The organism is Pedococcus sp. NPDC057267 (assembly GCF_042668795.1).
In the GTDB taxonomy this organism is placed as follows: domain Bacteria; phylum Actinomycetota; class Actinomycetes; order Actinomycetales; family Dermatophilaceae; genus Pedococcus.
Genome location: NZ_JBHUYG010000022.1, coordinates 1 through 22,067, shown reverse-complemented (window position 1 = coordinate 22,067; position 22,067 = coordinate 1). Strand labels below are relative to the sequence as shown.

Genomic DNA, 22,067 nt, shown 5'->3' with positions numbered 1-22,067 from the left:
TCGTCGTCGTGGTGGAGCCAAGGGGACTCGAACCCCTAACCCCCTGCTTGCAAAGCAGGTGCGCTACCAATTGCGCCATGGCCCCCGAGACGGGTCCGGCGGCCTGTCGGCCGCGGGTCCGCCTAGCGCGGGGAGTCGGTCGCCTCGGCCCAGAGGTCCTTCTCGGCCTGCTGGTCCTTGAGCTTCTTCTGGATCGCCGCGGCGCCGAGGGCGGTCGCGACCAGGAGCAGGAGCTTCTTCACGGCCTCCGCCTTCCTCACCGGAACCGCGGGGATCGGGATTGGTGGGCCTAACAGGACTTGAACCTGTGGCCTCTTCCTTATCAGGGAAGCGCTCTAACCGTCTGAGCTATAGGCCCGTGAGCCCAATCTCCGCTGCGCCACGGGAGGTGGCGCGAGGCATGAGGTTACCCCACGCCCGCGCCGCACTCCAAAACGGGCCCGACCCCCGCGCGGAGCCGGGCATCCCGCACGCAGGACGGCGGTTGCTGGGCTTCCCGCGGGATGACAACCCGCGGTGTGCCGAGCAACCGCCGTGGTGCGCCAAGCGTGGCGTGAGGGAGTGGCTCAGTCGTCGGTGAGGGTCAGCTGGATGCCGCCGACCAGCGAGGAGCAGACGTTGTAGAGGAAGGCCCCGAGCGTCGACAGCGCGGTCAGCAGGATCACGTCGATGACCCCGATGACGATCGACAGCGACAGCACCCGGCCGAAGCCGAGGAAGTTCATGATGTCGAACGGGTTCTGGCTGTCGGAGAAGATCGTCCCGACCAGGCGGTTGATCTCCGAGAAGACGCCCATGCCGGACAGGATCATCCACAGCACGGCCACCATGACGACGCCGGCGATGCCGAGGGCCACGGAGATGAGGAACGACATCTTCATCGCCGACCACGGGTCGACCCGGCTGACGGTGAGCTTGACGCGCCGCTGGCGGACGCTCGCCGCGCCCTCCCCGGGTCGGGACACCGGGGCGCCCGCCCGCGCACCGGGGCGCCCGGTCGTCGCGCCGGGGCCGGTGGTGCCGGTCGCGGCCTGGCCGGTCGTCGAACCACCCTGACCCAGGGCCGACCTGCTCGTCTGGCCTGCCGTGCTCACGCGTTACCTCCGGTGCCCTCGTCGTCGGACCCGTCCGCGGCGGGAGCCTCGGGCGCGACCTGATCGTTCGTTTCCGACGGTACGGCATCGGTGGCCTGCGAGTCGCCTTCGCCACTCACGGGCTGGACAGCGTCGGTGCCGGCCGGGGCCGCGGTCCCGCCCTCGGCTGCCGCCTCGGCGTCGGTCACCACGTCCTCCGGTGCCGTCTCGGGCGCGTCGGTGACGGCCACGACGGAGTCACCCTTGCCCGGGCGGGCGAAGATGACGCCCTGGGTGTTGCGCCCCCGGCGCGCGACCGGCGCGACCGGCATACGCACGACGTTGCCCTTGGCGAAGACCACCATGACGTCGTCGGACTCGGACACGGTGAGCGCACCCACGAGGTCGCCGTTGCGCTCGGTGATCTTGGCGACGGCGACACCGAGGCCGCCGCGGCCCTTGACGTTCCACTCCGAGGACGGCGAGCGCTTGGCCATGCCGTTCTCGAAGACCACGAAGACGTCCGGGTCCTCACCGGCGCGGACCACGCTCATCGACAGCAGGGAGTCGTCGCCGCGGAAGCGCATGCCCGTGACGCCGCTGGTCGCCCGGCCCATGGGACGCAGCTGCTCGTCGGTCGCGTGGAACCGCACCGACTGCGCCTTCCGCGACACCAGGAGCAGGTCGTCCTCGGCGCTGAGCAGGTCGACCCCGATGAGCTCGTCGCCGTCGCGCAGGTTCACCGCGATGAGCCCGCCGGAGCGTGGGGAGTCGTAGTCGGCGAGCCGGGTCTTCTTGACGAGGCCGTTCTTCGTGGCGAGCACGAGGTAGGGGGCCTGGGCGTAGTCGCGAAGGTCGAGCACCTGCGCGATCTGCTCGTCGGGCTGCAGTGCCAGGAGGTTGGCGACGTGCTGGCCCTTGGCGTCGCGGCCGGCGTCGGGCAGCTCGTACGCCTTGACCCGGTAGACCCGGCCGAGGTTGGTGAAGAAGAGCAGCCAGTGGTGCGAGGACGTCGTGAAGAAGTGCTCGACCATGTCGTCACCGCGCAGCGCCGCACCGCGGACACCGCGGCCGCCGCGGCCCTGTGAGCGGTACGCGTCGACGCGGGTGCGCTTGGCGTAGCCACCCCGGGTGATGGTGACGACCACGTCCTCCTCGGGGATGAGGTCCTCCATGGACATGTCGCCGTCGAAGAGGTCGATCGTGGTGCGGCGGTCGTCGCCGTACTTGTCGACGATCTGGCCGAGCTCCTCGGAGACGATCGAGCGCTGGCGGGCCGGCGTGGCGAGGATGTCCTGGTAGTCCAGGATCATCGCCTCGAGCTCGTCGTGCTGGTCGATGATCTTCTGCCGCTCCAGGGCGGCGAGGCGGCGCAGCTGCATGTCGAGGATCGCGCGCGCCTGGACCTCGTCGATCTCCAGCAGCTCGATGAGGCCGTCGCGCGCCTCCTCCACGGTGGGGGAGCGGCGGATGAGCGCGATGACCTCGTCGAGCGCGTCGAGCGCCTTGAGCAGGCCGCGCAAGATGTGGATCTCGGCCTCGGCCTTGCGCAGGCGGAAGGTCGTGCGCCGCTGGATGACCTCGATCTGGTGGTCGACCCAGTGCCGGATGAACGCGTCGAGCGGCAGGGTGCGCGGCACGCCGTCGACGAGCGCGAGCATGTTGGCGCCGAAGTTGGTCTGCAGCTGGGTGTGCTTGTACAGGTTGTTGAGGACGACCTTGGCGACGGCGTCGCGCTTGAGCACGATGACCAGGCGCTGGCCGGTGCGTCCCGAGGTCTCGTCGCGCAGGTCGGCGATGCCGGCGAGCTTGCCGTCCTTGATGAGCTCGGCGATCTTCTGCGCGAGCGTGTCCGGGTTGACCTGGTAGGGCAGCTCGGTGACGACGAGGCACTGCCGGCCCTGGATCTCCTCGACCTCGACGACCGAGCGCATGATGATCGAGCCGCGGCCGGTCCGGTACGCGTCCTCGATGCCGCGGCGACCCATGATGAGCGCCCCGGTCGGGAAGTCCGGGCCCTGGATGATCGTCAGCAGCCGCTCGAGCAGCTCCTCGCGCGGCATGTCCGGGTTGTCGAGGTAGACCTGCGCACCGGCCGCGACCTCCCGCAGGTTGTGCGGCGGGATCTGGGTGGCCATGCCGACGGCGATGCCAGCCGAGCCGTTGACGAGCAGGTTAGGGAAACGGCTCGGCAGGACGGTCGGCTCCTGCGTCTTGCCGTCGTAGTTCGGCTGGAAGTCGACGGTCTCCTCGTGGATGTCGCGGACCATCTCCATGGCGATCTGCGCCATCCGGCACTCGGTGTACCGCGGGGCGGCGGCGCCGTCGTTGCCGCGGCTGCCGAAGTTGCCCTGGCCGTCGACGAGCGGGTACCGCAGCGACCAGTCCTGCACGAGCCGGACGAGGGCGTCGTAGATCGCGCTGTCGCCGTGCGGGTGGTACTGGCCCATGACGTCGCCGACGACACGGCTGCACTTGTTGTACCCGCGGTCGGGCCGGTACCCGCCGTCGTACATGGCGTACAGCACGCGCCGGTGCACCGGCTTGAGCCCGTCCCGCACGTCCGGGAGCGCGCGGCTCACGATGACGCTCATTGCGTACTCGATGTAGCTGCGCTGCATCTCGGTGTTGAGGTCGATCGGCTCCGTCCGATCGCCCGGGGTGATGGTGGGCGGCTGCTCAGTCATGGATTCCCTTGTCCTTCAATGCCATTCGCCAAAGTTCATTCGGTATGCCGGGCGGCTGGTTCCACGTGAAACCCGCCGGCCCGGCGGCATACCGGCCCTAGATGTCGAGGAAGCGGACGTCGCGGGCGTTGCGCTGGATGAAGCCGCGGCGGGACTCGACGTCCTCGCCCATGAGGATCGCGAAGATCTCGTCGGCCGCGGCCGCGTCGTCGAGCGTCACCTGGAGCAGGACCCGGTGGTCGGGGTCCATCGTGGTCTCCCACAGCTCGTGGTAGTTCATCTCGCCGAGACCCTTGTAGCGCTGCACCCCGTTGTCCTTCGGCAGGCGCCACCCGCGCGACTGGCCCTCGAGGATCATCGCGTCGCGCTCACGGTCGCTGAACGCGAACTCGTGCTCGTGGTTGCTCCACTTGAGCCGGTACAGCGGCGGCTGGGCGAGGTAGACGTAGCCGGCCTCGATGAGCGGTCGCATGAACCGGAAGAGCAGCGTCAGCAGCAGCGTGCGGATGTGCATGCCGTCGACGTCGGCGTCGGCCATGAGGATGATCTTGTGGTACCTGGCCTTGGACAGGTCGAAGTCCTCGCCGATGCCGGTGCCGAAGCCCGAGATGAGCGCCTGGACCTCGTTGTTGGCGAGCACCTTGTCGATGCGCGCCTTCTCGACGTTGAGGATCTTGCCACGGATCGGGAGGATCGCCTGGGTGTGCGGGTTGCGGCCCTGGACGGCCGAGCCGCCGGCCGAGTCGCCCTCGACGATGAACACCTCGGAGATCGAGGGGTCCTTGCTCTGGCAGTCCTTGAGCTTGCCCGGCAGGCCGCCGGACTCGAGCAGGCCCTTGCGCCGGGTCGCCTCGCGAGCCTTGCGGGCGGCCATGCGCGCGGCCGCGGCCTGGATCGACTTGCGGACGATGTCCTTGCCCTCGTTGGGGTGTGCCTCGAGCCAGTGCCCGAACTCGTCGGTCATGGCGCGCTGGACGAAGCCCTTGACCTCCGAGTTGCCGAGCTTGGTCTTGGTCTGGCCCTCGAACTGCGGCTCGCCGAGCTTGACCGACACGACGGCCGTCAGGCCCTCGCGGATGTCGTCGCCGGTGAGGTTGTCGTCCTTGTCCTTGAGCAGGTTCTGCTTGCGCGCGAAGTCGTTGATGAGCTTGGTCATCGCCGCGCGGAAGCCCTCCTCGTGGGTGCCACCCTCGTGGGTGTTGATCGTGTTGGCGTACGTGTGGACCGACTCGGAGTAGGCGGTCGTCCACTGCATCGCGAGCTCGAGGCTGAGCTGGCGCTCGGTGTCCTCGGACTCGATCGAGATGATCTCGGCGTTGACCGGCTCGGCCTTCTTCGAGCCCACGAGGTGGGTGACGTAGTCGACCAGGCCGTTGTCGTACCGGTAGGAGACCTGGCGCGGCTTCTTCTCCGCCTCGTCGACGACGTCGTCGGTGGCCGCCTCGTCGCCCGTGGCCGGGTCGCGCTCGTCGACGAGGTTGATGGTCAGGCCCTTGTTGAGGAAGGCCATCTGCTGGAACCGGGCCCGGATCGTCTCGAAGTCGTACGTGGTCGTCTCGAAGATGTCGCCGTCGGCCCAGAAGGTGATGGTCGTGCCGGTCTCGTCGGACGCCTCCATCTGCTCCAGCGGGGCGACCGCCTCGCCGTGGTCGAAGGAGACCCGGAAGACGTGCCCGAGCTGGCGCACCTCGGCGTCGAGCTTGGTCGACAGGGCGTTGACGACCGAGGAGCCGACGCCGTGCAGGCCACCGGACACCTTGTACCCGCCGCCGCCGAACTTGCCGCCGGCGTGCAGCTGGGTGAGCACGAGCTCGACCGTCGACATGCCGTAGGCCTCGTTGCGGCCGGTCGGGATGCCACGGCCGTTGTCCTTGACGCGCACCCCGCCGTCGGCGAGGAGCGTCACGTCGATGGTGTCGGCGTACCCGGCGAGCGCCTCGTCCACGGCGTTGTCGACGATCTCCCAGACGAGGTGGTGCAGTCCCCGCTCACCGGTGGACCCGATGTACATGCCGGGACGCTTGCGCACCGCCTCGAGACCCTCGAGCACCTGGATGGCGCTCGCGTCGTAGTCCGAGCCCGGCTCGGCCCCGGCGAGCTGCGCCTCGGCTAGCTCGCGGGCGGCCTCGGCCTCCGCGGCCGTGAGGTTCTCGTCCTGGACGGGTCGGTCGTTCTGGTCGGGCGCGGGCACGGTGCTCCTCTGTGCTTGCGGCACGACGCACGGGCGGACCCCGCCACGTCGTCGTACCCTGCTCATGGAACGCGACCAGGCTGGAGCCCAGCTGGTCGCGGAATCACCTGCCAGTCTACCTGTCGCGAGGGCTGGAAGGTGCCTCAGGAGGCCCGTGAACGCACGTCAGGGCGAAAAAAACCACGCCTGACGGGTCGGGGGTCGCCACCCGGGCCCCCAGCGGGCCACACGCGCGATTTCCAGGCCGAGCTGCGACACCTCCACCGAACGGGTGGTCCGGGGCAGAACGACACCTTTCCGGCGCCGTCCCCGGCTAGCGTGCCGCGCGTGGGGAGAGCACGTCCGGGAGCGGGGTCGAGTCGGGGGCAGGGGAGCACGCGGGGTCCCGGCCTGCGCGGTGGCGTGCGCGCCGGCGTGTGCGCCTCGCTCCTCGCGGTCTCGCTCGCGGGGTGCGGCGGCGGCCTGAGCGGCTCGCCCGGGACGATCACCGCCCTGCCGCCCGACCCGGACCCCATCACCCCCACCGCGACCGTGACGCCGGGCCAGTCGGCGCCGGTGCCCAGCCCCGACACCGGGCAGGACCCCGCACCCGTCTGGAAGGGGGCCCCGCTGACGGCCGGTGAGCTGCCGGTCGAGGACCCCGACCTCGGGATCGCCTTCGGCGTGCCGCGCACCTTCTCCGAGCTCGATGCCGGGACGGTGGCCAACTCCCAGGGCAGCCTGGAGGAGCGGCGCAAGGTGGCCGCCCTGCTGGGGCTCTCGCTCGAGGACTACACGCAGATGCTCCAGGCCCGGATCGGGCGCATCTTCACCTCGATCGTGTCTGAACCGGGTGACCCGGTCGCACTCGTGGTCACGCACACACCCGGGCGCGCCCTGCCCCCGGACGCCACGCTGCGCGCCGGGGTGTCCACCGGACTGGCCGGTCCCGTGGACCAGCTCACCCACGTCATGACGCAGGCCGGCCCTGCGGTGCGGCTGACCTACCACCTGGGCGGGACGCGCCGCCTGTACGGCGTCGCGATCGCGCTCGTCGTCGGCGACCAGGTGGTGACGTTCTCCTCACAGGGGACGTCCCAGGCCAAGGTCAGCGCCTTCGTGGACCGGGTGGCCTCGACCCTGTGGACGACGCGCACCCACGGTGTCGTCTGACCCGAACGACCTCAGCCCTCGAGGGTCCGGCTGAGCAGGTCGCGGACGTCCTCCGGCAGGTCGAGCTCGGGCAGGTCCACCTCGTCGGAGTCCGGTGGGCAGGCCACGTGGTACGTGAAGGCGTCGGGGACGAGCCGCCCCCCGCGGCCGGCCAGCGCCCGGAGCCCGTCGTCCGCCAGCAGCCCGCGCCACGCGCTCGCGTCCGCCTCGGGCAGCTCGCCGAGGGCGACGGTGCGCCGGCGGTGCTGACCGGCGAGGCCGCCCGTGCGGCGGACCCGGACCGCCGCGCCGGGTGGGGCCGTGCGGTCGCCCCCACCCGGGGCCGTGCCCTGGCCGGCCGGGCCCGCACCACCCGACGCCGCCCCGGTGGACGCGGAACCGGCGGAGGCGGAACCGGCGCCCACGGACGCAGCCGCCCCGGACAGCACACCCACCCGGACCCAGGCGTCGCGCACGGCCAGCGCCTGCGGTGAGCCAGCGGCATACCTCGCCTCGGCGGCTGCCACGGTGAGCCCGGCGAAGGTGGCGAAGTCGCAGTCCGCGGCGATGGTGCCGCCGGTCAGCACGTCGTACCAGACCTGACCGGCACCTTCCCAGGCATTGCCGCCGATCGCCGTTGCGGCGAGGTAGAAGGCGTGGTTGGGGATGCCGGAGTTGATGTGCACGCCGCCGTTGTCGTCGGTGGTCTGCACGTAGCCCGACATGGCGGCGGGCTGCGGGTCCTTGCCGAGCTGCGGGTCGTCGTAGGCCGTGCCCGGCGCCTTCATCGACCGCAGGGCCACGCCGTTGACCGCCGGGGTGAACAGGCCCTTGCCGATGAGCCAGTCGGCGCGGTCCGCCGTCTCGCCGGCGGCGCGCTGGCGCACCAGGGACCCGAACACGTCCGAGATGCTCTCGTTGAGCGCCCCGGACTGGCCCTGGTAGGCCAGGCCGGCCGTGAGCTCGGTGACCCCGTGCGTCAGCTCGTGCCCGATGACGTCGACCGCGACGGTGAACCGGGTGAACACGCGTCCGTCGCCGTCACCGAAGACCATCTGCGTCCCGTCCCAGAACGCGTTGTCGTAGTCGGTGCCGTAGTGCACCGACGCGAGGAGCGGCAGCCCCTTGTCGTCGAGGGAGTCGCGGCCGTACTGCTCGCGGTAGAGCTGCCACGTCGCGCCGAGCCCGTCGTAGGCCTCGTCGGCCGCGGCGTCCCCCGTCGTGGGGTCACCCTCCCCGCGCAGCCGGCGGCCCGGGAGGGTCTGGGTGCCGGCGGCGTCGCTGACCACGCGCCGCGGGGAGGTCCCGTCGTCGGGGGCGGCCGCGCTGCCCGCGGCCGCCCGGGCGGTCACCCCGCCGGCAGTCCCACCACCGGAGGGACCGCCGCGTCCCGCACGATCGGACCCCCGTCGCGAGCGCCACTCCCCGTCGCGGTCGAGCGTCCGGGAGGCGCACTGCGCCGCCTCGCCGGACCCCTGCTGCGACAACGCCTCGAGCAGGTAGGGCGGGACGATCGTGCAGCGGTGCGACTCGGACATCTCGGGCATGTGACCATCGTGCTCCCGTCCACCGACAGCGGCGACCGGAGGACAGGAGCCGGCTGCGACGCCCCTCCACCGGCGGCGAACACCCGGCCGCACGGGCCGGCCACGGCATACCGTCGCTGCATGGTCGAGTCCGTCGCGGTCCTGTCCGACGTCCACGGGGTGCTGCCCGTCCTCGAGGCGGTGCTCGCAGAGCCGGACGTCGCGGGCGCCGACCTCGTCGTCGTCTGCGGCGACCACGCCGCCGGGCCGATGCCGGTCGAGACCCTCGACGCGCTCAGCGCCCTGGGGGAGCGGGCCGTGCTCGTGCGCGGCAACGCCGACCGCGAGCTGGTGGACGTGGCCCGCGGCGGCACGAGCGAGCACCCGGAGTCGCAGTGGGCCGGGTCCCAGCTGCGGCCCGACCAGGTCGACCTGCTGGCCGGGCTGCCGCACCCCGTGACCGTCGACGTCGACGGGTTCGGGCCGGTGCTCGCGTGCCACGGCTCGCCCCGCGACGACGACGAGGTCGTGCTCGTCGACACCCGGCTCGAGCGCTGGGCCGAGGCGTTCTCCGGGCTGCCCGACGACGTGCGGACCGTGCTGTGCGGCCACACCCACATGCCCTTCGCGCGCCTCGTGGACCGTCGCTGGGTGGTCAACCCGGGGAGCATCGGTATGCCGTACGGGCGCCCGGGCGGCGCGTGGGCGCTCCTGCGCGGCGGCCAGGTGTCGCTGCGGCACACCGAGGTCGACCTCGACGCGGTCTGCGCGCGGGTGGTGGCCGAGTCGGGGTACGACGACCGCCGGGCCTGGGTGGACGAGTACCTGCGCGGTCGGTACTCCGACGCCGACGCCCTCCCGGTCTTCGCCCCGCGCGACGGACGCCTCCACCCCTGATCGTCGCGGCGCCAGAGCTTTGGCGCCGGCCGGGAGATCAGGCCCCGTCGTAGGCCCCGTCGTAGGCCCCGGCGGCGATGTCCTCCAGCAGCGTGGGATGGGTGGGCGTCCACCCGAGCCGCGCCCGGGTCGGGTCGCTGCCGGCGGACAGGTCCATGGCGAAGAAGCCGCCGATCCAGCCGAAGTGGTCCGCGACGTCGTCGGGGGCCACGGACCGTGTCGGCAGACCGAGCCGCGCGCCGACGGCCTCGGCGATGTCCCGGGTGGTCACGCCCTCCTCGGCAACCGCGTGCACCGCCGAACCTGCGGGAGAGGCGTCGAGGGCCAGGGCGACGAGCCCGGCGGCGTCGAGACGGTGCACCGCGGACCAGCGGTTGTCCCCGTCCCCCGGGTAGGCCGCGACACCCGTGCGGCGCGCGACCTCGACGATGGCGGCGATGAAGCCGTGGTCGCCCGGACCGTGGACCGTGGGGGCGAACCGCAGGGCCACGGAGTGCACGCCCCGGTCGACGAACTCCATCGCCAGGGACTCGGTGCCGCCACGAGGCGCCTGCGGGCCGCGGGCCGGGTTCGGCTCGTCCTCGGTGGGGGCCCGCCCGTCGACCCGGAACGCCACGCCGGAGGCGAGGAGCAGTCGCCGCCCGCTCCCCTCGAGCTCGGAGGTGAGGGTCTCGACGGCAGCACGCTCGGCCCGGACGGACTCCGCCGGGTTGCCCCAGTCGTGCTTGTTGGCCAGGTGGACCACTGCCTCGGCCTTCCGGGCGCCGCGACGCAGCGAGTCCAGGTCGTCGAGGTCCCCGCGGATGACGGCCACGCCGCGGTCCTCGAGGGCCGCTGCAGAGGTGTCGGACCGGGCGAGACCGCTCACCTCGTGCCCCGCGGCGAGCAGCTCGGGCACGACGGCCGACCCGATCCAGCCGGATGCTCCGGTGACGAACACGCGCATGGTTCCTGCCTTTCCGTGGTCGCCGGAGCCCGGCGACCAGCGATGTTGATGTCAGGGTGTGACATCACACTACCACCGCGATGACAGACTGTGACATCACCTAGGATGGCCGTCATGGGTCGATGGGAGCCGGGAGCGCGGGCACGGCTGCGTGACGCCGCCCTCGACCTGTTCTCCGAGCACGGGTACGAGCAGACGACGGTCGCGCAGATCGCCGCCCGGGCCGAGCTCACCGAACGGACCTTCTACCGCCACTTCGCCGACAAGCGTGAGGTGCTCTTCGACGGCCAGGAGCAGTTCGTCGCGAGGTTCGTCGACCCGATGGCCACGAGCCCGACGAAGGACGTACCGGGGTCGGCGGGAGCGCTGGACCTCGTGGCCGCCGCCCTGCGCGGTGCGGGGTCCTGGTTCACCCCCGCCATGAAGGAGTTCGCCACCCGCCGGCAGGCCGTCATCGAGGCGGAGCCCTCCCTGCGCGAGCGCGAGCTGCTCAAGCTCGGGTCCCTCGCGGACGCCCTGGCCGACGCCCTCGTGGCTCGCGGTGTCCCGACCGACCGGGCCGCCCTCGCCGCCCAGGCCGGGGTCAGTGTCTTCCGGGTCGCGTTCGCGCGGTGGATCGCCTCGGGGGACGACCGCTCACTGCAGGATCACCTCGACCGCGCCCTGGACGAGCTGAGGTCGCTCACCGCTCAGCCGTAGGTGTCGCGGGGACCCGGTCCCTGGGACCGGCGCGGACCCCGGGACCAGGACGGGGCGCTCGGCCCGACGATCTTGAGCGCGCTGACCGTCCCCTTGCCGCTCTCGGCCTCGATCCGCTGCATGATGCTCGACTCGAGCAGGGTGAGCTGCACCGTCCAGGCGGTCGAGTCGGCGCGCACGGTGAGCACGCCCCCCTCGAACGTCACGGGCGTGCAGTGCTGGGCCACCTCGTCCCCGACGATCTGCGGCCACCGCCCCATGACCGACCCCACCGCGACGTCGACCTGCCAGCCGCGGTCGACGAGCAGGCGGTCCATCTGGTCACCGAGCAGCAGCGGGTCACGGCCGTCGCGGTTGGCGCGGCTGCCGTCCACACCCGGGCGGCGGCGGCGCATCGGCTTCAGTCCGGGCCGCAGCCCCTTCTCCCGGGCCGCCGCGCGAGCGCGTTGCAGGGCCGCGGCGGCAGCGTCCTCCGCCTCGGGGTCCAGCCCGGCGCCGGGTTCCGGCTGCTCAGGCACGCTGCACCACCTCGCCGAGCGTCACGGCATACGACCGGCCGGCCAGGCCCGCCGGCACGTCCGCCTCGACGGCCGCGGTGATGAGCACCTGCTCGCAGTCGGCCACCATCGCGGCGAGCCGCTCGCGCCGGCCGGAGTCGAGCTCGGCGAAGACGTCGTCGAGGATGAGCACCGGGTCCTCGCCGAGGTCGTGGCGCAGCAGCTGGTATGCCGCGAGCTTGAGGCCGAGCGCGAAGGACCAGGACTCGCCGTGGCTGGCATACCCCTTGGCCGGCAGCTCGCCGAGGGTGAGGACGAGGTCGTCGCGGTGCGGGCCGACGAGGGAGACGCCACGCTCGACCTCGCGGTCGCGCACCTCCTCGAGCGTGGCCAGCAGCTCGCGGCGCAGCTCGTCCACCTCGGGGACCTCGCCGGCGGCGATGCGCGTTGCCGTCTCCTCGCGCAGCGAGCTCCTGTAGGCGATGCGGGCGTCGGACTGGCCGGCACTCACCTCGTCGTAGGCCTTGCCCAGGTAGGGGCCGAGGTCGCGGACGAGCCGCAGGCGGGCGTAGAGCAGCTGGGAGCCGACGGTCGCGAGGTGGTCGTTCCACACGTCGAGGGTGTGCAGGGCCGACGCGCGGGCGTCGGCCCCCGACTCCTCGCCGGGTCGCGGCGGCCGGCGGCGACCACCGCGGCGCAGCACCGGCTGGGCCGAGCGCAGCAGGGCCCCCCGCTGCCTGAGGATCTTGTCGTAGTCGCTGCGCACCCCCGCCCACCGCGGCTGCCGCGCGACGAGCAGGTCGTCGAGGAACCGGCGGCGCTCGGACGGGTCGCCCTTGACGAGCGCGAGGTCCTCCGGCGCGAAGAGCACCGTCCGCAGGGTGCCGAGCACCTCGCGCGGCCGGGAGACCGGCGACCGGCCCAGCCGGGCGCGGTTCGCCCGTCCAGGGTTGAGCTCGAGCTCGAGCAGGGTCTCACGGCCCTCGCGCACGATCGCCCCACGGACCACGGCCTGCTGGGCACCGAACCGAACCAGGGGCTGGTCGGTCGCGACCCGGTGGCTGGACAGGGTCGCGAGGTACCCGATCGCCTCGACCAGGTTGGTCTTGCCCTGGCCGTTGAGCCCGACGAGCGTCGTGACCCCGGGCTCGAGCGGCAGCTCGGCGGCGCCGTAGCTGCGGAAGTCGGCGACGGAGAGGTGACGGACGTGCACGGGCAGGTGCGACGGTGGCGCGCGGGTGCGCGGGCTACTTCGTCGAGCCGGTGCCCGAGGACGGCCCGGCGTTGGCGGCCTTGCGTCCCTTGGCGGCGGCCTTCGCGGCGCTCTTGGTCGGCTTCTCCTTCGGAGCTGCCTTGGCCTGGGCCTCCTTCTCGTGCTTGGGGGCACCCTCGGCGCGCAGCTTCTCGCCCTCGGCGACGGTCATGACCTGGTGGCCGCCGAACCCGCCGCGCAGCGCCGCGACCGCCTGCATGGTCGGGGACTCCTGCTGGCGCGAGGCGAACCGGGAGAACAGCGAGGCGGAGATCACCGGCATCGGCACCGAGTTGGCGATGGCCTCCTCGACCGTCCACCGACCCTCGCCCGAGTCGACGGTGTAGCCGGAGACGTCCTCGAGGTGCGGGTTCTTCTCCAGGGCGTCGACGAGCAGGTCGAGCAGCCAGGACCGGACGACGGTGCCGCGGGTCCACGCCTTGAAGGCGCCCGGGACGTCGGTGACGATGTCCTTGGCCTCGAGCAGCTCGTAGCCCTCGGCGTACGCGGCCATGAGCCCGTACTCGATCCCGTTGTGGACCATCTTCGTGTAGTGGCCGGCGCCCACCTTGCCCGCGTGGACGAAGCCCTCCTCGCGCGGGCCCTCGGGCCGCAGCGCGTCGAAGATGGGCATGGCCTTCTTCACGTTGGCCGCGGAGCCGCCGACCATGAGGCCGTAGCCGTTCTCCAGGCCCCAGATGCCGCCGGAGACGCCGCAGTCGAGGTAGCCGATGCCCTTGGCCTTGAGCAGCTTCTCGTTCTCGAAGTCGTCGGTGAAGCGGCTGTTGCCGCCGTCGATGACCAGGTCGCCCTTCTCGAGCAGGTCGCCGAGCTTGGCGACGGTCTGGCGGGTCGGGTCACCAGCGGGGACCATCACCCACACCACGCGCGGGGCGTCGAGGGACTTGACCAGCGCGGCGAGCGACTTCACGTCGGAGATGTCGGGGTTGAAGTCGAACCCGACCACCTCGTGCCCTGCGCGGCGCAGCCGCTCGCGCATGTTGCCGCCCATCTTGCCGAGACCGATCAGACCGAGCTGCATGTGAGGAGCCTTTCCGTGCTGTCCAGGGGGACGCGGGTACGCCGCGGTGCCGGCCACCCGGCACACCCGCAGGCCCGGTGGGGCGTGGCTCAGGCTACGCCCGGGGGTGCTCGCCCCGCGAAGTGAGGCGGGTCCGGCGGCGACCCGCCCGGGAGGCGGGGGTCCCGACGCCCGGGGGGCGGGCGGGGTCAGCTGGCGAAGCGGACCGGCATGAGCACGTACCGGTAGGAGGTGTCGGCCTCGCCGTCCTGCTCCTCCTGGCCCGAGAGGACGGCTGGGCGCGAAGGCTGGGTGAACGACAGCCGCGTGAACGGCGTCCCCACGGCGCCGAGGCCGTCGAGGAGGAACTGGGGGTTGAAGGCGATCTCGAGCTCGGGGCCGGTGAGCGTCGCCTCGACCGCCTCGGAGGCCTGGGCGTCGTCGCCGGTGCCGGCCTCGATCGCGACCTGGCCGTCGGTGAACCGCAGCCGCACCGGGGTGTTCCGCTCGGCGACGAGGGCGACACGCTTGACCGCCTCGACGAGCTCGCCGGTCGAGACCACGGCCTCGCTGTCGACGCTGGTGGGGAAGATCGAGGTGACCTTCGGGTACTCGCCGTCGAGCAGGCGGGTCGTGGTGCGGCGCTGGCCTGCCTCGAACCCGACGAGGCCGTCGCCACCGGCCGACGAGCCGAGCGCGATCTCGATCGAGCCCGACGCACCGAGGGCCTTGGCCGTCTCGGAGAGGGTGCGGGCCGGGACGAGCGCGAGGTGGGTCGCGTCGGTGCTGTTGGGGTTCCAGGTGAGCTCGCGCATGGCCAGCCGGTAGCGGTCGGTGGCGAGCAGGGTCACCTTGGAGCCGTCGATCTCGACCCGCACGCCGGTGAGGATCGGGAGGGTGTCGCCGCGGTCGGCCGCCACCGAGACCTGGGCGACGGCCTTGGTGAAGACGTCGCCGGCGATGGTGCCACTGGGCTCGGGGGCGGTCGGGAGCGTCGGGTAGTCGTCGGCCGGCATCTGCATCAGGCTGAACCGGCTGGACCCGCAGGTCACAGACACCTTGCTGCCGTCCGTGGTGACGTCGACCGGCTTGGCCGGCAGGTTGCGGGAGATGTCGGCGAGGAGGCGGCCGAGGACGAGGACGGTGCCGGCCTCGCTCACGTCGGCGGGGACGGTGACCTTGGCCGAGACCTCGTAGTCGAACGCGGACAGGGTCAACGACCCCTCGTCGTTCGCCTCGATCAGGACGCCCGCCAGCACCGGAACGGGCGGTCGGGCCGGCAGGCCACGGGCCACCCAGGTCACGGCGTCGGCGAGGACCTCACGTTCGACCCGGAACTTCACCGTTGTACCGCCCTTCACGCCCGGCCACCGCACGGACCCACTGCCTCGGATGTGCCCATCGACGGACAGGGTGCCACCGATGGAATTCGCACCGACCCTAGTGGGCGGTCGCGGTGCGGCCAACCCGGATCGGCGGAATCGGTGCGCACCCGGTTCCTGTGATTCGCCTGGCGGTCCATCGAGGGGTCGGGGCAGGGTTGGTACTCGGGGCGGGATTGCTGAGTTGAGGGATCTCATCATCGTTGTAGGGGGTGTGGGAACTGTGGACGACCCGCGTCGTCGCAGGTCAGCGGCCGCCAGGCATGTGTACGCCGCGTGGACCGGACCGCGGACGAGCTGGCCCCCGGTGTGGACGACCGATCGCCGCCCACAGGGCCTCCACACCTCCGGGCCCGCCGGTCCCCAGTGCAGCGCGTGCCGTGCACGGGTTGTCCACCGGTTGTCCACAGGGTCCGGGGGAAAGGCTGTCCGTTCGGACGATGGTCGTGGGGCCGACCCACATACCCACAGAGTTGTCCACAGGTGTGGACCACGGGGGGTTCGTCCGGTTGTGACCGGTTTCGTGCTGCGGGGTCGTGACGTCCAGGGGTCGCTGAGCACCGTTCCGGCGGCGTCGGGGCGGAGGTTGCCGTTCGGTGAACGAGTGGACACAGGTGTGGACAACCTTGTGGAGAACGGTGGACAGCCCGTGGACGACGGCTGTGGGGTCCGGGGTCGGGGTTCAGTCGTCGGCCAGGACGAGTCGTCCCGCGACGCCCACCATGTGGTCGAACCAGGCCTGCGGGTCGGCGACGGTCTGTGGCCCGAGCTGCCCGAACACCTCGGCGCTGAGCGTCCCCATGACCATCGACCACGCGGCCATGCCGGCCAGGAGCGCGTCGGCGTCGATGCTGCTGCCCTCGAAGAACGGGTCGGCCAGCATCCGCTGCGCACTGGCGCGTGCACCGTCCGGGGAGGGCTGCCCCACCCGGGAGGGCACCAGCCGCCCGGACCGCGCCGCGTCGTCGAGCAGGCGCAGCACCAGGGCCAGGACCCGAGTGCCGGGCTCGGTGGTGCGTTCCGCCGGCGCCGCGTAGTCCGGGACCGGGGACCCGTAGAGCAGGGCGTACTCGTGCGGCCTGGCGAGGGCCCAGCGCCGCATCGCGCCCGCGATCGCGTGCCACCTCGCGGTGAGGTCGTCCTCGTCGACGCCCTCGTGCGCCCGTTCCACCTCCTCGGCGAGCGAGGTGTACGAGGCGACGATGAGCAGGGTGAGCAGGTCGCCGCGGTTGGCCACGTAGCGGTAGAGCGCCGAGGAGACGACCCCGAGCTCGCGGGCGATGGCCCGCAGGGACAGGGCGGCTGCGCCGTCCCGGGCGAGGTGCCGCCGCCCGATCTCGACGATGTCTGCCTCCACCGCGGCACGGTGCCGTGCGCGCACTCCTCCGGTCGTCGGCATACCCCCATCCTCGCACAGTTCCGGAACTGACGCTCTTGTTTGTGACTGGTGCTCTTGACAAGGGCGTCGACGCAGGCGTTCCATGGAACCAATCAGAGAGCAGTGCTCACGAAAGGAACGACCATGAGCGAGAAGAACCCCGGGCGCGGCACCAGGCCGCGCTACGTCATGCCCACCGCGGCCGGCGCCCGGCGGGCCCTGCGGCTGACCAACGGAACCGTCGCCTGGCTCACCGCCCACGGCGTGTCCCTCGCCGGGTCGCGGATCCTGGCCGTCCGCGGCCGCACCAGCGGTGCCTGGCGCACGACCCCCGTGAACCCGCTGGTCGTGGACGGCCGGCGCTACCTGCTGGCCCCGCGCGGGCACACCCAGTGGGTGCGCAACCTGCGCGTGGTGGGCTCCGGCGAGCTGCGCCTGGGTCGCCGGGTCGAGGCCTTCACCGCGACCGAGGTACCCGACGAGCGAAAGCTGCCGGTGATGCGGGAGTACCTGCGCCGGTGGGCCTGGGAGGTCGGCCAGTTCTTCGAGGACCTCGACAAGGACTCCAGCGACGAGCAGCTGCTCGCGGCCGCGCCCGGCTTCCCCGTCTTCGAGATCGAGCCGGCCGTGTCGGCCGCGCAGGACCGGCTGGTCAGCGGGACTGCTGCTTGATCCTGTTGGTGAGCTCGGTGACCTGGTTGTAGATGGCCCGGCGCTCGGCCATGAGCTGGCGGATCTTCTTGTCCGCGTGCATGACCGTGGTGTGGTCGCGGCCGCCGAACTGCTGGCCGATCTTCGGCAGGGACAGGTCGGTGAGCTCGCGGCACAGGTACATGGCGATCTGCCGGGCCGTCACCAGGACGCGCGAGCGGGACGTGCCGCACAGGTCCTCGATGGTGAGCCCGAAGTAGGCCGCGGTCTGGGCCATGATCGTCGCGCTCGTGATCTGGCTGCCCTGCTCGGTGGGGATGAGGTCGCGCAGCACGATCTCGGCCAGGCCCATGTCGACGCTCTGCCGGTTGAGGCTCGCGAACGCGGTGACGCGGATCAGGGCGCCCTCGAGCTCGCGGATGTTGGTCGAGATCCGGCTGGCGATGAACTCGAGGACCTCGTCGGGGGCGCTCATCCGCTCCTGGATGGCCTTCTTGCGCAGGATCGCGATGCGGGTCTCGAGGTCGGGCGGCTGGACGTCGGTGAGCAGCCCCCACTCGAACCGGCTGCGCATCCGCTCCTCGAAGCCGCTGAGGAGCTTGGGCGGCAGGTCGCTGGTGATGACGACCTGCTTGTTCGCGTTGTGCAGCGTGTTGAAGGTGTGGAAGAACTCCTCCTGCGTCTGCACCTTCCCCTGCAGGAACTGGATGTCGTCGATGAGCAGCACGTCGACGTCGCGGTACCGCTTCTGGAAGTTGGCGGCCTTGTCGTCGCGGATGCTGTTGATGAAGTCGTTGGTGAACTCCTCGGAGTTCACGTACCGCACCTTCACGTGCGGGTAGAGGTTGCGCGCGTAGTGGCCGATCGCGTGCAGCAGGTGGGTCTTGCCCAGCCCCGACTCGCCGTAGACGAACAGCGGGTTGTACGCCTTGGCCGGCGCCTCGGCGACCGCGACCGCCGCCGCGTGGGCGAACCGGTTGCTCGCCCCGATGACGAAGGTGTCGAACGTGTACTTCGGGTTGAGCCGCGTCGCGGACTCGTCCGTGGTCACGACCTCTGCGCGGGGCAGGCGCTGTGGCTCGGCGGCCGGGATCGGCACGCTGGCCGGAGGGGCCAGCGGCTGCGCCGGGCCTTGGGCGTGCGGCGACTGGTGGGCGGCGTCGTATGCCGACGTGGCGTCGTACGCCGGGGGGACGGCGGGAGCCAGGGCGACGCCGACCGTGTCCTCGGTGACGGTGTCCAACGCCGGGTCGACGGTCACGGCCAGGTGGACCGGGGCGCCGAGCTGGTCGGACAGGGCCCGGGTGACGGCCTCTCGGATGCGCTGCTCGAGCACGTCCTTGGTGTAGTCGTTGGGGACCTTGACCACGGCTGTGCCGTCGAGCAGGCCGGCCAGGCGGCCGAGGCTCAGGAACGCGCGCTCCCGGACGGGCAGCCCGTCGGCGTCGAGGGTCGTGATCGTGTTCTGCCAGATCTGTGCATAGTCCAGATCGGCTTGGCTCACGAGGTCCACATCCCTTTCGACGTCTGTGCGGTGCTGCCCTTGTCGCAGGGTCATGGTGCCTTGTCCACATGTTTGTCCACAACCTGTGGGGAACGTGGGACAAGGGGGGACCGTAACAAGGTGCGGGTGCGCGGAGCAACCGGATCCGGGAAAATGGGCGGTCGGACCACGACCTCGTGGGTTGCTCCTCGGCGTGTCGGGCCGGAAAGGGACGTTTCGTGCTGGTAGTGGGCGGCCCGATCGCACGCGGTCGTGCTGGTTTGACCCTGTGCCGCGCGCTCGCGTACCGTGGAGCAGGCCTGTCGGCCGTTTTCGCATGCCCGTGACGCCCGCTTCCGGTGGTGGTACCGCCGGTCCGTCGTGGCGGGTTTCCGATTGCGGCCGACCAGGCGCCCACCCCGACTCATCAGGCCCGCCGGGCCTGACCAGCAACGGAGAATCTCGTGAGCAAGCGTACTTTCCAGCCGAACAACCGCCGCCGGGCCAAGACCCACGGCTTCCGCCTGCGGATGCGCACCCGTGCGGGTCGCGCCATCCTGTCGGCCCGTCGTCGCAAGGGTCGCTCCGAGCTCTCCGCCTGAGGCAGACCCCGGTGCTGCCCGCGGGGCACCGGCTCCGTGCGAGCTCGGACTTCGCTGCAGCGCTCCGGGGGCCCAGGGGAGCCCGGGCCGGCTCCACGCTGATCGTGGTCCACGCCAACCAGACCGACGCGCGTGCGGGACACCCGCCGCGGGTCGGTTTTGTTGTCTCCAAGGCCGTGGGCACGGCCGTGGTCCGGAACCGGACCAAGCGCCGGCTGCGGGCCCTGATGGCGGCCCGGCTCCGGGACCTCCCCGCGGGCACTGATGTGGTCGTGCGCGCGAATCCCGTTGCGGCACAGGCTGATTCGTCTGTCTTGGGCGCCGATCTGGACCGCCTGCTGGGGCGCGTGCTCGGCCGGTTGGGTGGTGTGAAGGCATGAGCGACATCGGCAGGACCCTGCAGAAGGTGGCCGCGGCCCCGCTCATCGGGCTGATCGTGGTGTACCAGCAGGTCATCTCCCCGATGCGGCCCCCGACCTGCCGCTACTACCCGTCCTGCTCGGCATACGCCCTCACCGCGATCCGGCGGTTCGGACCGATCACGGGAACCTGGCTGGCGCTCAAGCGGTTGCTCAGGTGCCATCCGTGGACCCCCGGCGGGGTGGACCACGTCCCGGAGAAGCGGCCGGCCAACCCGTCCCACGCCCACTAGGGCCGCGGACCCCAGACCTGCCGGTCGCGCAGCCCCGAGCCGCGGACCGGACCACCGGTGGGCCCCTCGCGGGACCATCACCAGATTGAGGACACGATGAGTTTCAGCTCCCTGGTCTACCCGTTCGAGTGGATCGTCGCCTGGATCCTGTACGGCTGGCACAGCCTCTTCACGCTCATCGGGATCCCGCCCGCCTCGGGCGCCGCGTGGGTCCTGTCGATCATCGGCCTCGTGGTCGTGATGCGGGCGGCGATGATCCCGCTGTTCGTCAAGCAGATCCACGCCTCGCGACGGATGCAGCTCATCCAGCCCGAGATGCAGAAGATCCAGGCCAAGTACAAGGGCAAGAACGACCCGGACTCCCGTCAGGCCATGACGCAGGAGACCATGGACCTGTACAAGCGGACCGGGACCAACCCGTTCAGCTCGTGCCTGCCGATCCTGCTGCAGTCCCCGTTCTTCTTCGGCCTCTTCCGCGTGCTCAACGGCCTGCAGGGGATGGCCGCCGGCACCAAGGACACCATCGGCCCGATCACGCGTGACCTGGCCCGGCAGGCCGAGCAGTCGACGCTCTTCGGTGCCCAGCTCTCCGACAAGTTCATGGGCTCGGACACGGTCACCGTCAAGGTCGTGACCGTCGTGCTCATCGTGCTCATGTCGCTGTCGACCTTCACCACGCAGCACCAGCTGATGCGCAAGAACATGCCGGCCTCCGCGCTCGACAACCCGTTCGCGCGGCAGCAGAAGGTCCTGCTCTACGTCATGCCGCTGTTCTTCGCGGTCTCCGGCGTCAACTTCCCCATCGGCGTCCTGCTCTACTGGCTCACCACCAACGTGTGGTCCATGTGCCAGCAGTTCTACGTGATCCGCCGTATGCCGGCGCCGGGCTCCCCCGCGGAGCAGGCACTGCGTGAGCGCAAGGCCCGGCGCGGCAAGGTGCACGAGGAGTTCACCGTCAAGGGCCTGGACCAGGCTCCCGCCGAGGAGGCCAAGCCGGTCTCCGGCCAGCGCCAGCAGCCCAGCCGCAAGAAGAAGAAGAAGAAGTCGCCGGCGGCCAAGTCGCCGACCGGCGCGCAGGGCAAGAGCCCGGCCAAGACCACGTCCACGGGCGCGAGCAGCTCGGCCGTCGCCGAGAACAAGCCCCACACCGACAACTGAGAGCGACCCCCATGAGCGAGCACGACACCGTGACCGAGGCGACGACGACCGTCGCCGGTTCCCCTGACGACGCGCCCACCGCCCCGGCTGCCGACGCCGAGTCGTCCGCGCAGGCCAGTGTCGAGACGGACGCGGCCCCGAGCGACGTCGTGGACGCCGGCGAGACCGCGGACGGGGACGACACCGTCGCCCCCGCGAGGTCGCGTGGGCGCGCCGACCTGGAGCGGGAGGGTGAGGTCGCTGCCGACTTCCTCGAGACCCTGCTCGACATCGCCGACCTGGACGGCGACATCGACGTCGACATCGAGGGCGACCGGGCGTCGGTCTCCATCGTCGACTCCGAGGACGGCCGGGTGCCCCGCCGCCTCGTCGGCCAGGACGGCAAGGTGCTCGACGCCCTGCAGGAGCTCACCCGGCTCGCCGTCCAGTCGGCCACGGGTGAGCGCAGCCGCCTCATGCTCGACGTCGCCGGCCACCGCGCCGAGCGCCGATCCGCCCTCGTGGCGGTGGCGCAGGAGGCCATCGCCGAGGTGAAGCGCAGCAACGCGTCCGTGGCGCTCGACCCGATGAGCGCGTTCGAGCGCAAGGTCGTGCACGACGAGGTGCTCGCGGCCGGGCTGGTCTCGGAGTCGGACGGGGTGGAGCCGCGACGCCACGTCGTGGTGCGCCCTGCGGCCTCCTGATCCGTTTCACGTGAAACAGCGCGCATGACGACTCGCCACCACGGCGCCGACGACGGGCGCGGTACCGGGATCCCCGGTGCCGCGCGCGCCTCGTCCCGCCACGCCGGCACCGAACCCGTGGCCGCCTCGTCCGCCCCGGGGTCCGCCGGCGGTCCCGA

General features: G+C 71.6%; 21 protein-coding genes and 2 tRNA genes. 9 read left to right on the top strand and 14 right to left on the bottom strand.

The features are described 5' to 3' along the window. Positions 1–9: 9 nt before the first annotated feature. From ACFUC1_RS07095 to gyrB, 6 genes are all read right to left on the bottom strand, one after another. Positions 10–85, bottom strand: a tRNA-Ala gene (locus ACFUC1_RS07095). A gap of 37 nt (positions 86–122) precedes the next feature. Further along, positions 123–242 (bottom strand): DLW-39 family protein, encoded by a 120-nt coding sequence (locus tag ACFUC1_RS07090; protein ID WP_379118072.1) that lies wholly within the window; start codon positions 240–242, stop codon positions 123–125. 39 nt (positions 243–281) lie between these two features. After that, a tRNA-Ile gene (locus tag ACFUC1_RS07085) sits at positions 282–358 on the bottom strand. Between the two features lie 208 nt (positions 359–566). Continuing rightward, the gene (locus tag ACFUC1_RS07080) at positions 567–1,094 is read right to left on the bottom strand and encodes a DUF3566 domain-containing protein (RefSeq protein WP_379118070.1); all 528 of its coding nucleotides are present in this window, start codon (positions 1,092–1,094) and stop codon (positions 567–569) included. After that, complete coding sequence (gyrA, locus tag ACFUC1_RS07075) at positions 1,091–3,760, bottom strand: DNA gyrase subunit A (RefSeq protein WP_379118068.1); 2,670 nt, start codon at positions 3,758–3,760, stop codon at positions 1,091–1,093. The genes ACFUC1_RS07080 and gyrA overlap by 4 nt, the downstream gene beginning before the upstream one ends. A gap of 97 nt (positions 3,761–3,857) precedes the next feature. Further along, the gene (gene gyrB, locus ACFUC1_RS07070) at positions 3,858–6,017 is read right to left on the bottom strand and encodes a DNA topoisomerase (ATP-hydrolyzing) subunit B (protein WP_379118066.1); all 2,160 of its coding nucleotides are present in this window, start codon (positions 6,015–6,017) and stop codon (positions 3,858–3,860) included. A gap of 261 nt (positions 6,018–6,278) precedes the next feature. On the opposite strand from gyrB, the gene ACFUC1_RS07065 reads away from it, so the two are divergent. Beyond that, on the top strand, positions 6,279–7,103 hold the full coding sequence (locus ACFUC1_RS07065; RefSeq protein WP_379118064.1) for a hypothetical protein: 825 nt from the start codon (positions 6,279–6,281) through the stop codon (positions 7,101–7,103). 11 nt (positions 7,104–7,114) lie between these two features. On the opposite strand, the gene ACFUC1_RS07060 is transcribed toward ACFUC1_RS07065, so the two are convergent. Continuing rightward, entirely contained in the window at positions 7,115–8,629 is a 1,515-nt protein-coding gene (locus ACFUC1_RS07060; RefSeq protein WP_379118062.1) for a protealysin inhibitor emfourin, read from the bottom strand. A gap of 120 nt (positions 8,630–8,749) precedes the next feature. Between ACFUC1_RS07060 and ACFUC1_RS07055 the strand changes: the two genes are divergently transcribed. Then, on the top strand, positions 8,750–9,505 hold the full coding sequence (locus ACFUC1_RS07055) for a metallophosphoesterase family protein (protein ID WP_379118061.1): 756 nt from the start codon (positions 8,750–8,752) through the stop codon (positions 9,503–9,505). Positions 9,506–9,542: 37 nt separating this feature from the next. On the opposite strand, the gene ACFUC1_RS07050 is transcribed toward ACFUC1_RS07055, so the two are convergent. Further along, a complete protein-coding gene (locus ACFUC1_RS07050; RefSeq protein ID WP_379118059.1) occupies positions 9,543–10,451 on the bottom strand; it encodes an SDR family oxidoreductase in 909 nt (302 codons plus the stop codon). 114 nt (positions 10,452–10,565) lie between these two features. Here ACFUC1_RS07050 and ACFUC1_RS07045 point away from each other — a divergent pair, with 114 nt between their 5' ends. Next, on the top strand, positions 10,566–11,150 hold the full coding sequence (locus ACFUC1_RS07045; RefSeq protein ID WP_379118057.1) for a TetR/AcrR family transcriptional regulator: 585 nt from the start codon (positions 10,566–10,568) through the stop codon (positions 11,148–11,150). On the opposite strand, the gene ACFUC1_RS07040 is transcribed toward ACFUC1_RS07045, so the two are convergent. The 5 genes from ACFUC1_RS07040 to ACFUC1_RS07020 form a co-directional block, all read right to left on the bottom strand. Continuing rightward, positions 11,141–11,668 (bottom strand): DUF721 domain-containing protein, encoded by a 528-nt coding sequence (locus ACFUC1_RS07040; RefSeq protein ID WP_379118055.1) that lies wholly within the window; start codon positions 11,666–11,668, stop codon positions 11,141–11,143. The genes ACFUC1_RS07045 and ACFUC1_RS07040 overlap by 10 nt on opposite strands. Next, the gene (gene recF, locus ACFUC1_RS07035; protein ID WP_379118052.1) at positions 11,661–12,860 is read right to left on the bottom strand and encodes a DNA replication/repair protein RecF; all 1,200 of its coding nucleotides are present in this window, start codon (positions 12,858–12,860) and stop codon (positions 11,661–11,663) included. Before recF ends, ACFUC1_RS07040 begins: the two co-directional genes overlap by 8 nt. Positions 12,861–12,894: 34 nt before the next feature. Continuing rightward, positions 12,895–13,941: a phosphogluconate dehydrogenase (NAD(+)-dependent, decarboxylating) gene (gnd, locus tag ACFUC1_RS07030; RefSeq protein WP_379118050.1), complete on the bottom strand. Its 1,047-nt coding sequence runs from the start codon at positions 13,939–13,941 to the stop codon at positions 12,895–12,897. A 188-nt stretch (positions 13,942–14,129) separates the two neighbouring features. After that, a complete protein-coding gene (gene dnaN / locus ACFUC1_RS07025; protein ID WP_379118126.1) occupies positions 14,130–15,263 on the bottom strand; it encodes a DNA polymerase III subunit beta in 1,134 nt (377 codons plus the stop codon). 721 nt (positions 15,264–15,984) lie between these two features. Beyond that, on the bottom strand, positions 15,985–16,701 hold the full coding sequence (locus ACFUC1_RS07020) for a TetR/AcrR family transcriptional regulator (RefSeq protein WP_379118048.1): 717 nt from the start codon (positions 16,699–16,701) through the stop codon (positions 15,985–15,987). Between the two features lie 123 nt (positions 16,702–16,824). Between ACFUC1_RS07020 and ACFUC1_RS07015 the strand changes: the two genes are divergently transcribed. Continuing rightward, on the top strand, positions 16,825–17,352 hold the full coding sequence (locus ACFUC1_RS07015) for a nitroreductase/quinone reductase family protein (protein WP_379118046.1): 528 nt from the start codon (positions 16,825–16,827) through the stop codon (positions 17,350–17,352). Here the strand turns inward: ACFUC1_RS07015 and dnaA are convergent. Then, positions 17,333–18,835 (bottom strand): chromosomal replication initiator protein DnaA, encoded by a 1,503-nt coding sequence (gene dnaA / locus ACFUC1_RS07010; protein ID WP_379118044.1) that lies wholly within the window; start codon positions 18,833–18,835, stop codon positions 17,333–17,335. The genes ACFUC1_RS07015 and dnaA overlap by 20 nt on opposite strands. Positions 18,836–19,278: 443 nt before the next feature. Here dnaA and rpmH point away from each other — a divergent pair, with 443 nt between their 5' ends. From rpmH to ACFUC1_RS06985, 5 genes are all read left to right on the top strand, one after another. Continuing rightward, complete coding sequence (gene rpmH, locus ACFUC1_RS07005) at positions 19,279–19,416, top strand: 50S ribosomal protein L34 (RefSeq protein WP_106297453.1); 138 nt, start codon at positions 19,279–19,281, stop codon at positions 19,414–19,416. Between the two features lie 11 nt (positions 19,417–19,427). Next, entirely contained in the window at positions 19,428–19,796 is a 369-nt protein-coding gene (gene rnpA, locus ACFUC1_RS07000; protein ID WP_379118042.1) for a ribonuclease P protein component, read from the top strand. Then, positions 19,793–20,068, top strand: coding sequence for a membrane protein insertion efficiency factor YidD (gene yidD / locus ACFUC1_RS06995; RefSeq protein WP_379118040.1), 276 nt, complete (start codon positions 19,793–19,795; stop codon positions 20,066–20,068). Before rnpA ends, yidD begins: the two co-directional genes overlap by 4 nt. A gap of 96 nt (positions 20,069–20,164) precedes the next feature. Next, positions 20,165–21,226: a membrane protein insertase YidC gene (yidC, locus tag ACFUC1_RS06990; protein ID WP_379118038.1), complete on the top strand. Its 1,062-nt coding sequence runs from the start codon at positions 20,165–20,167 to the stop codon at positions 21,224–21,226. Between the two features lie 11 nt (positions 21,227–21,237). Then, positions 21,238–21,909, top strand: a complete 672-nt coding sequence (locus ACFUC1_RS06985; RefSeq protein WP_379118036.1) for a protein jag — start codon at positions 21,238–21,240, stop codon at positions 21,907–21,909. The last annotated feature ends 158 nt before the right edge of the window (positions 21,910–22,067 follow it).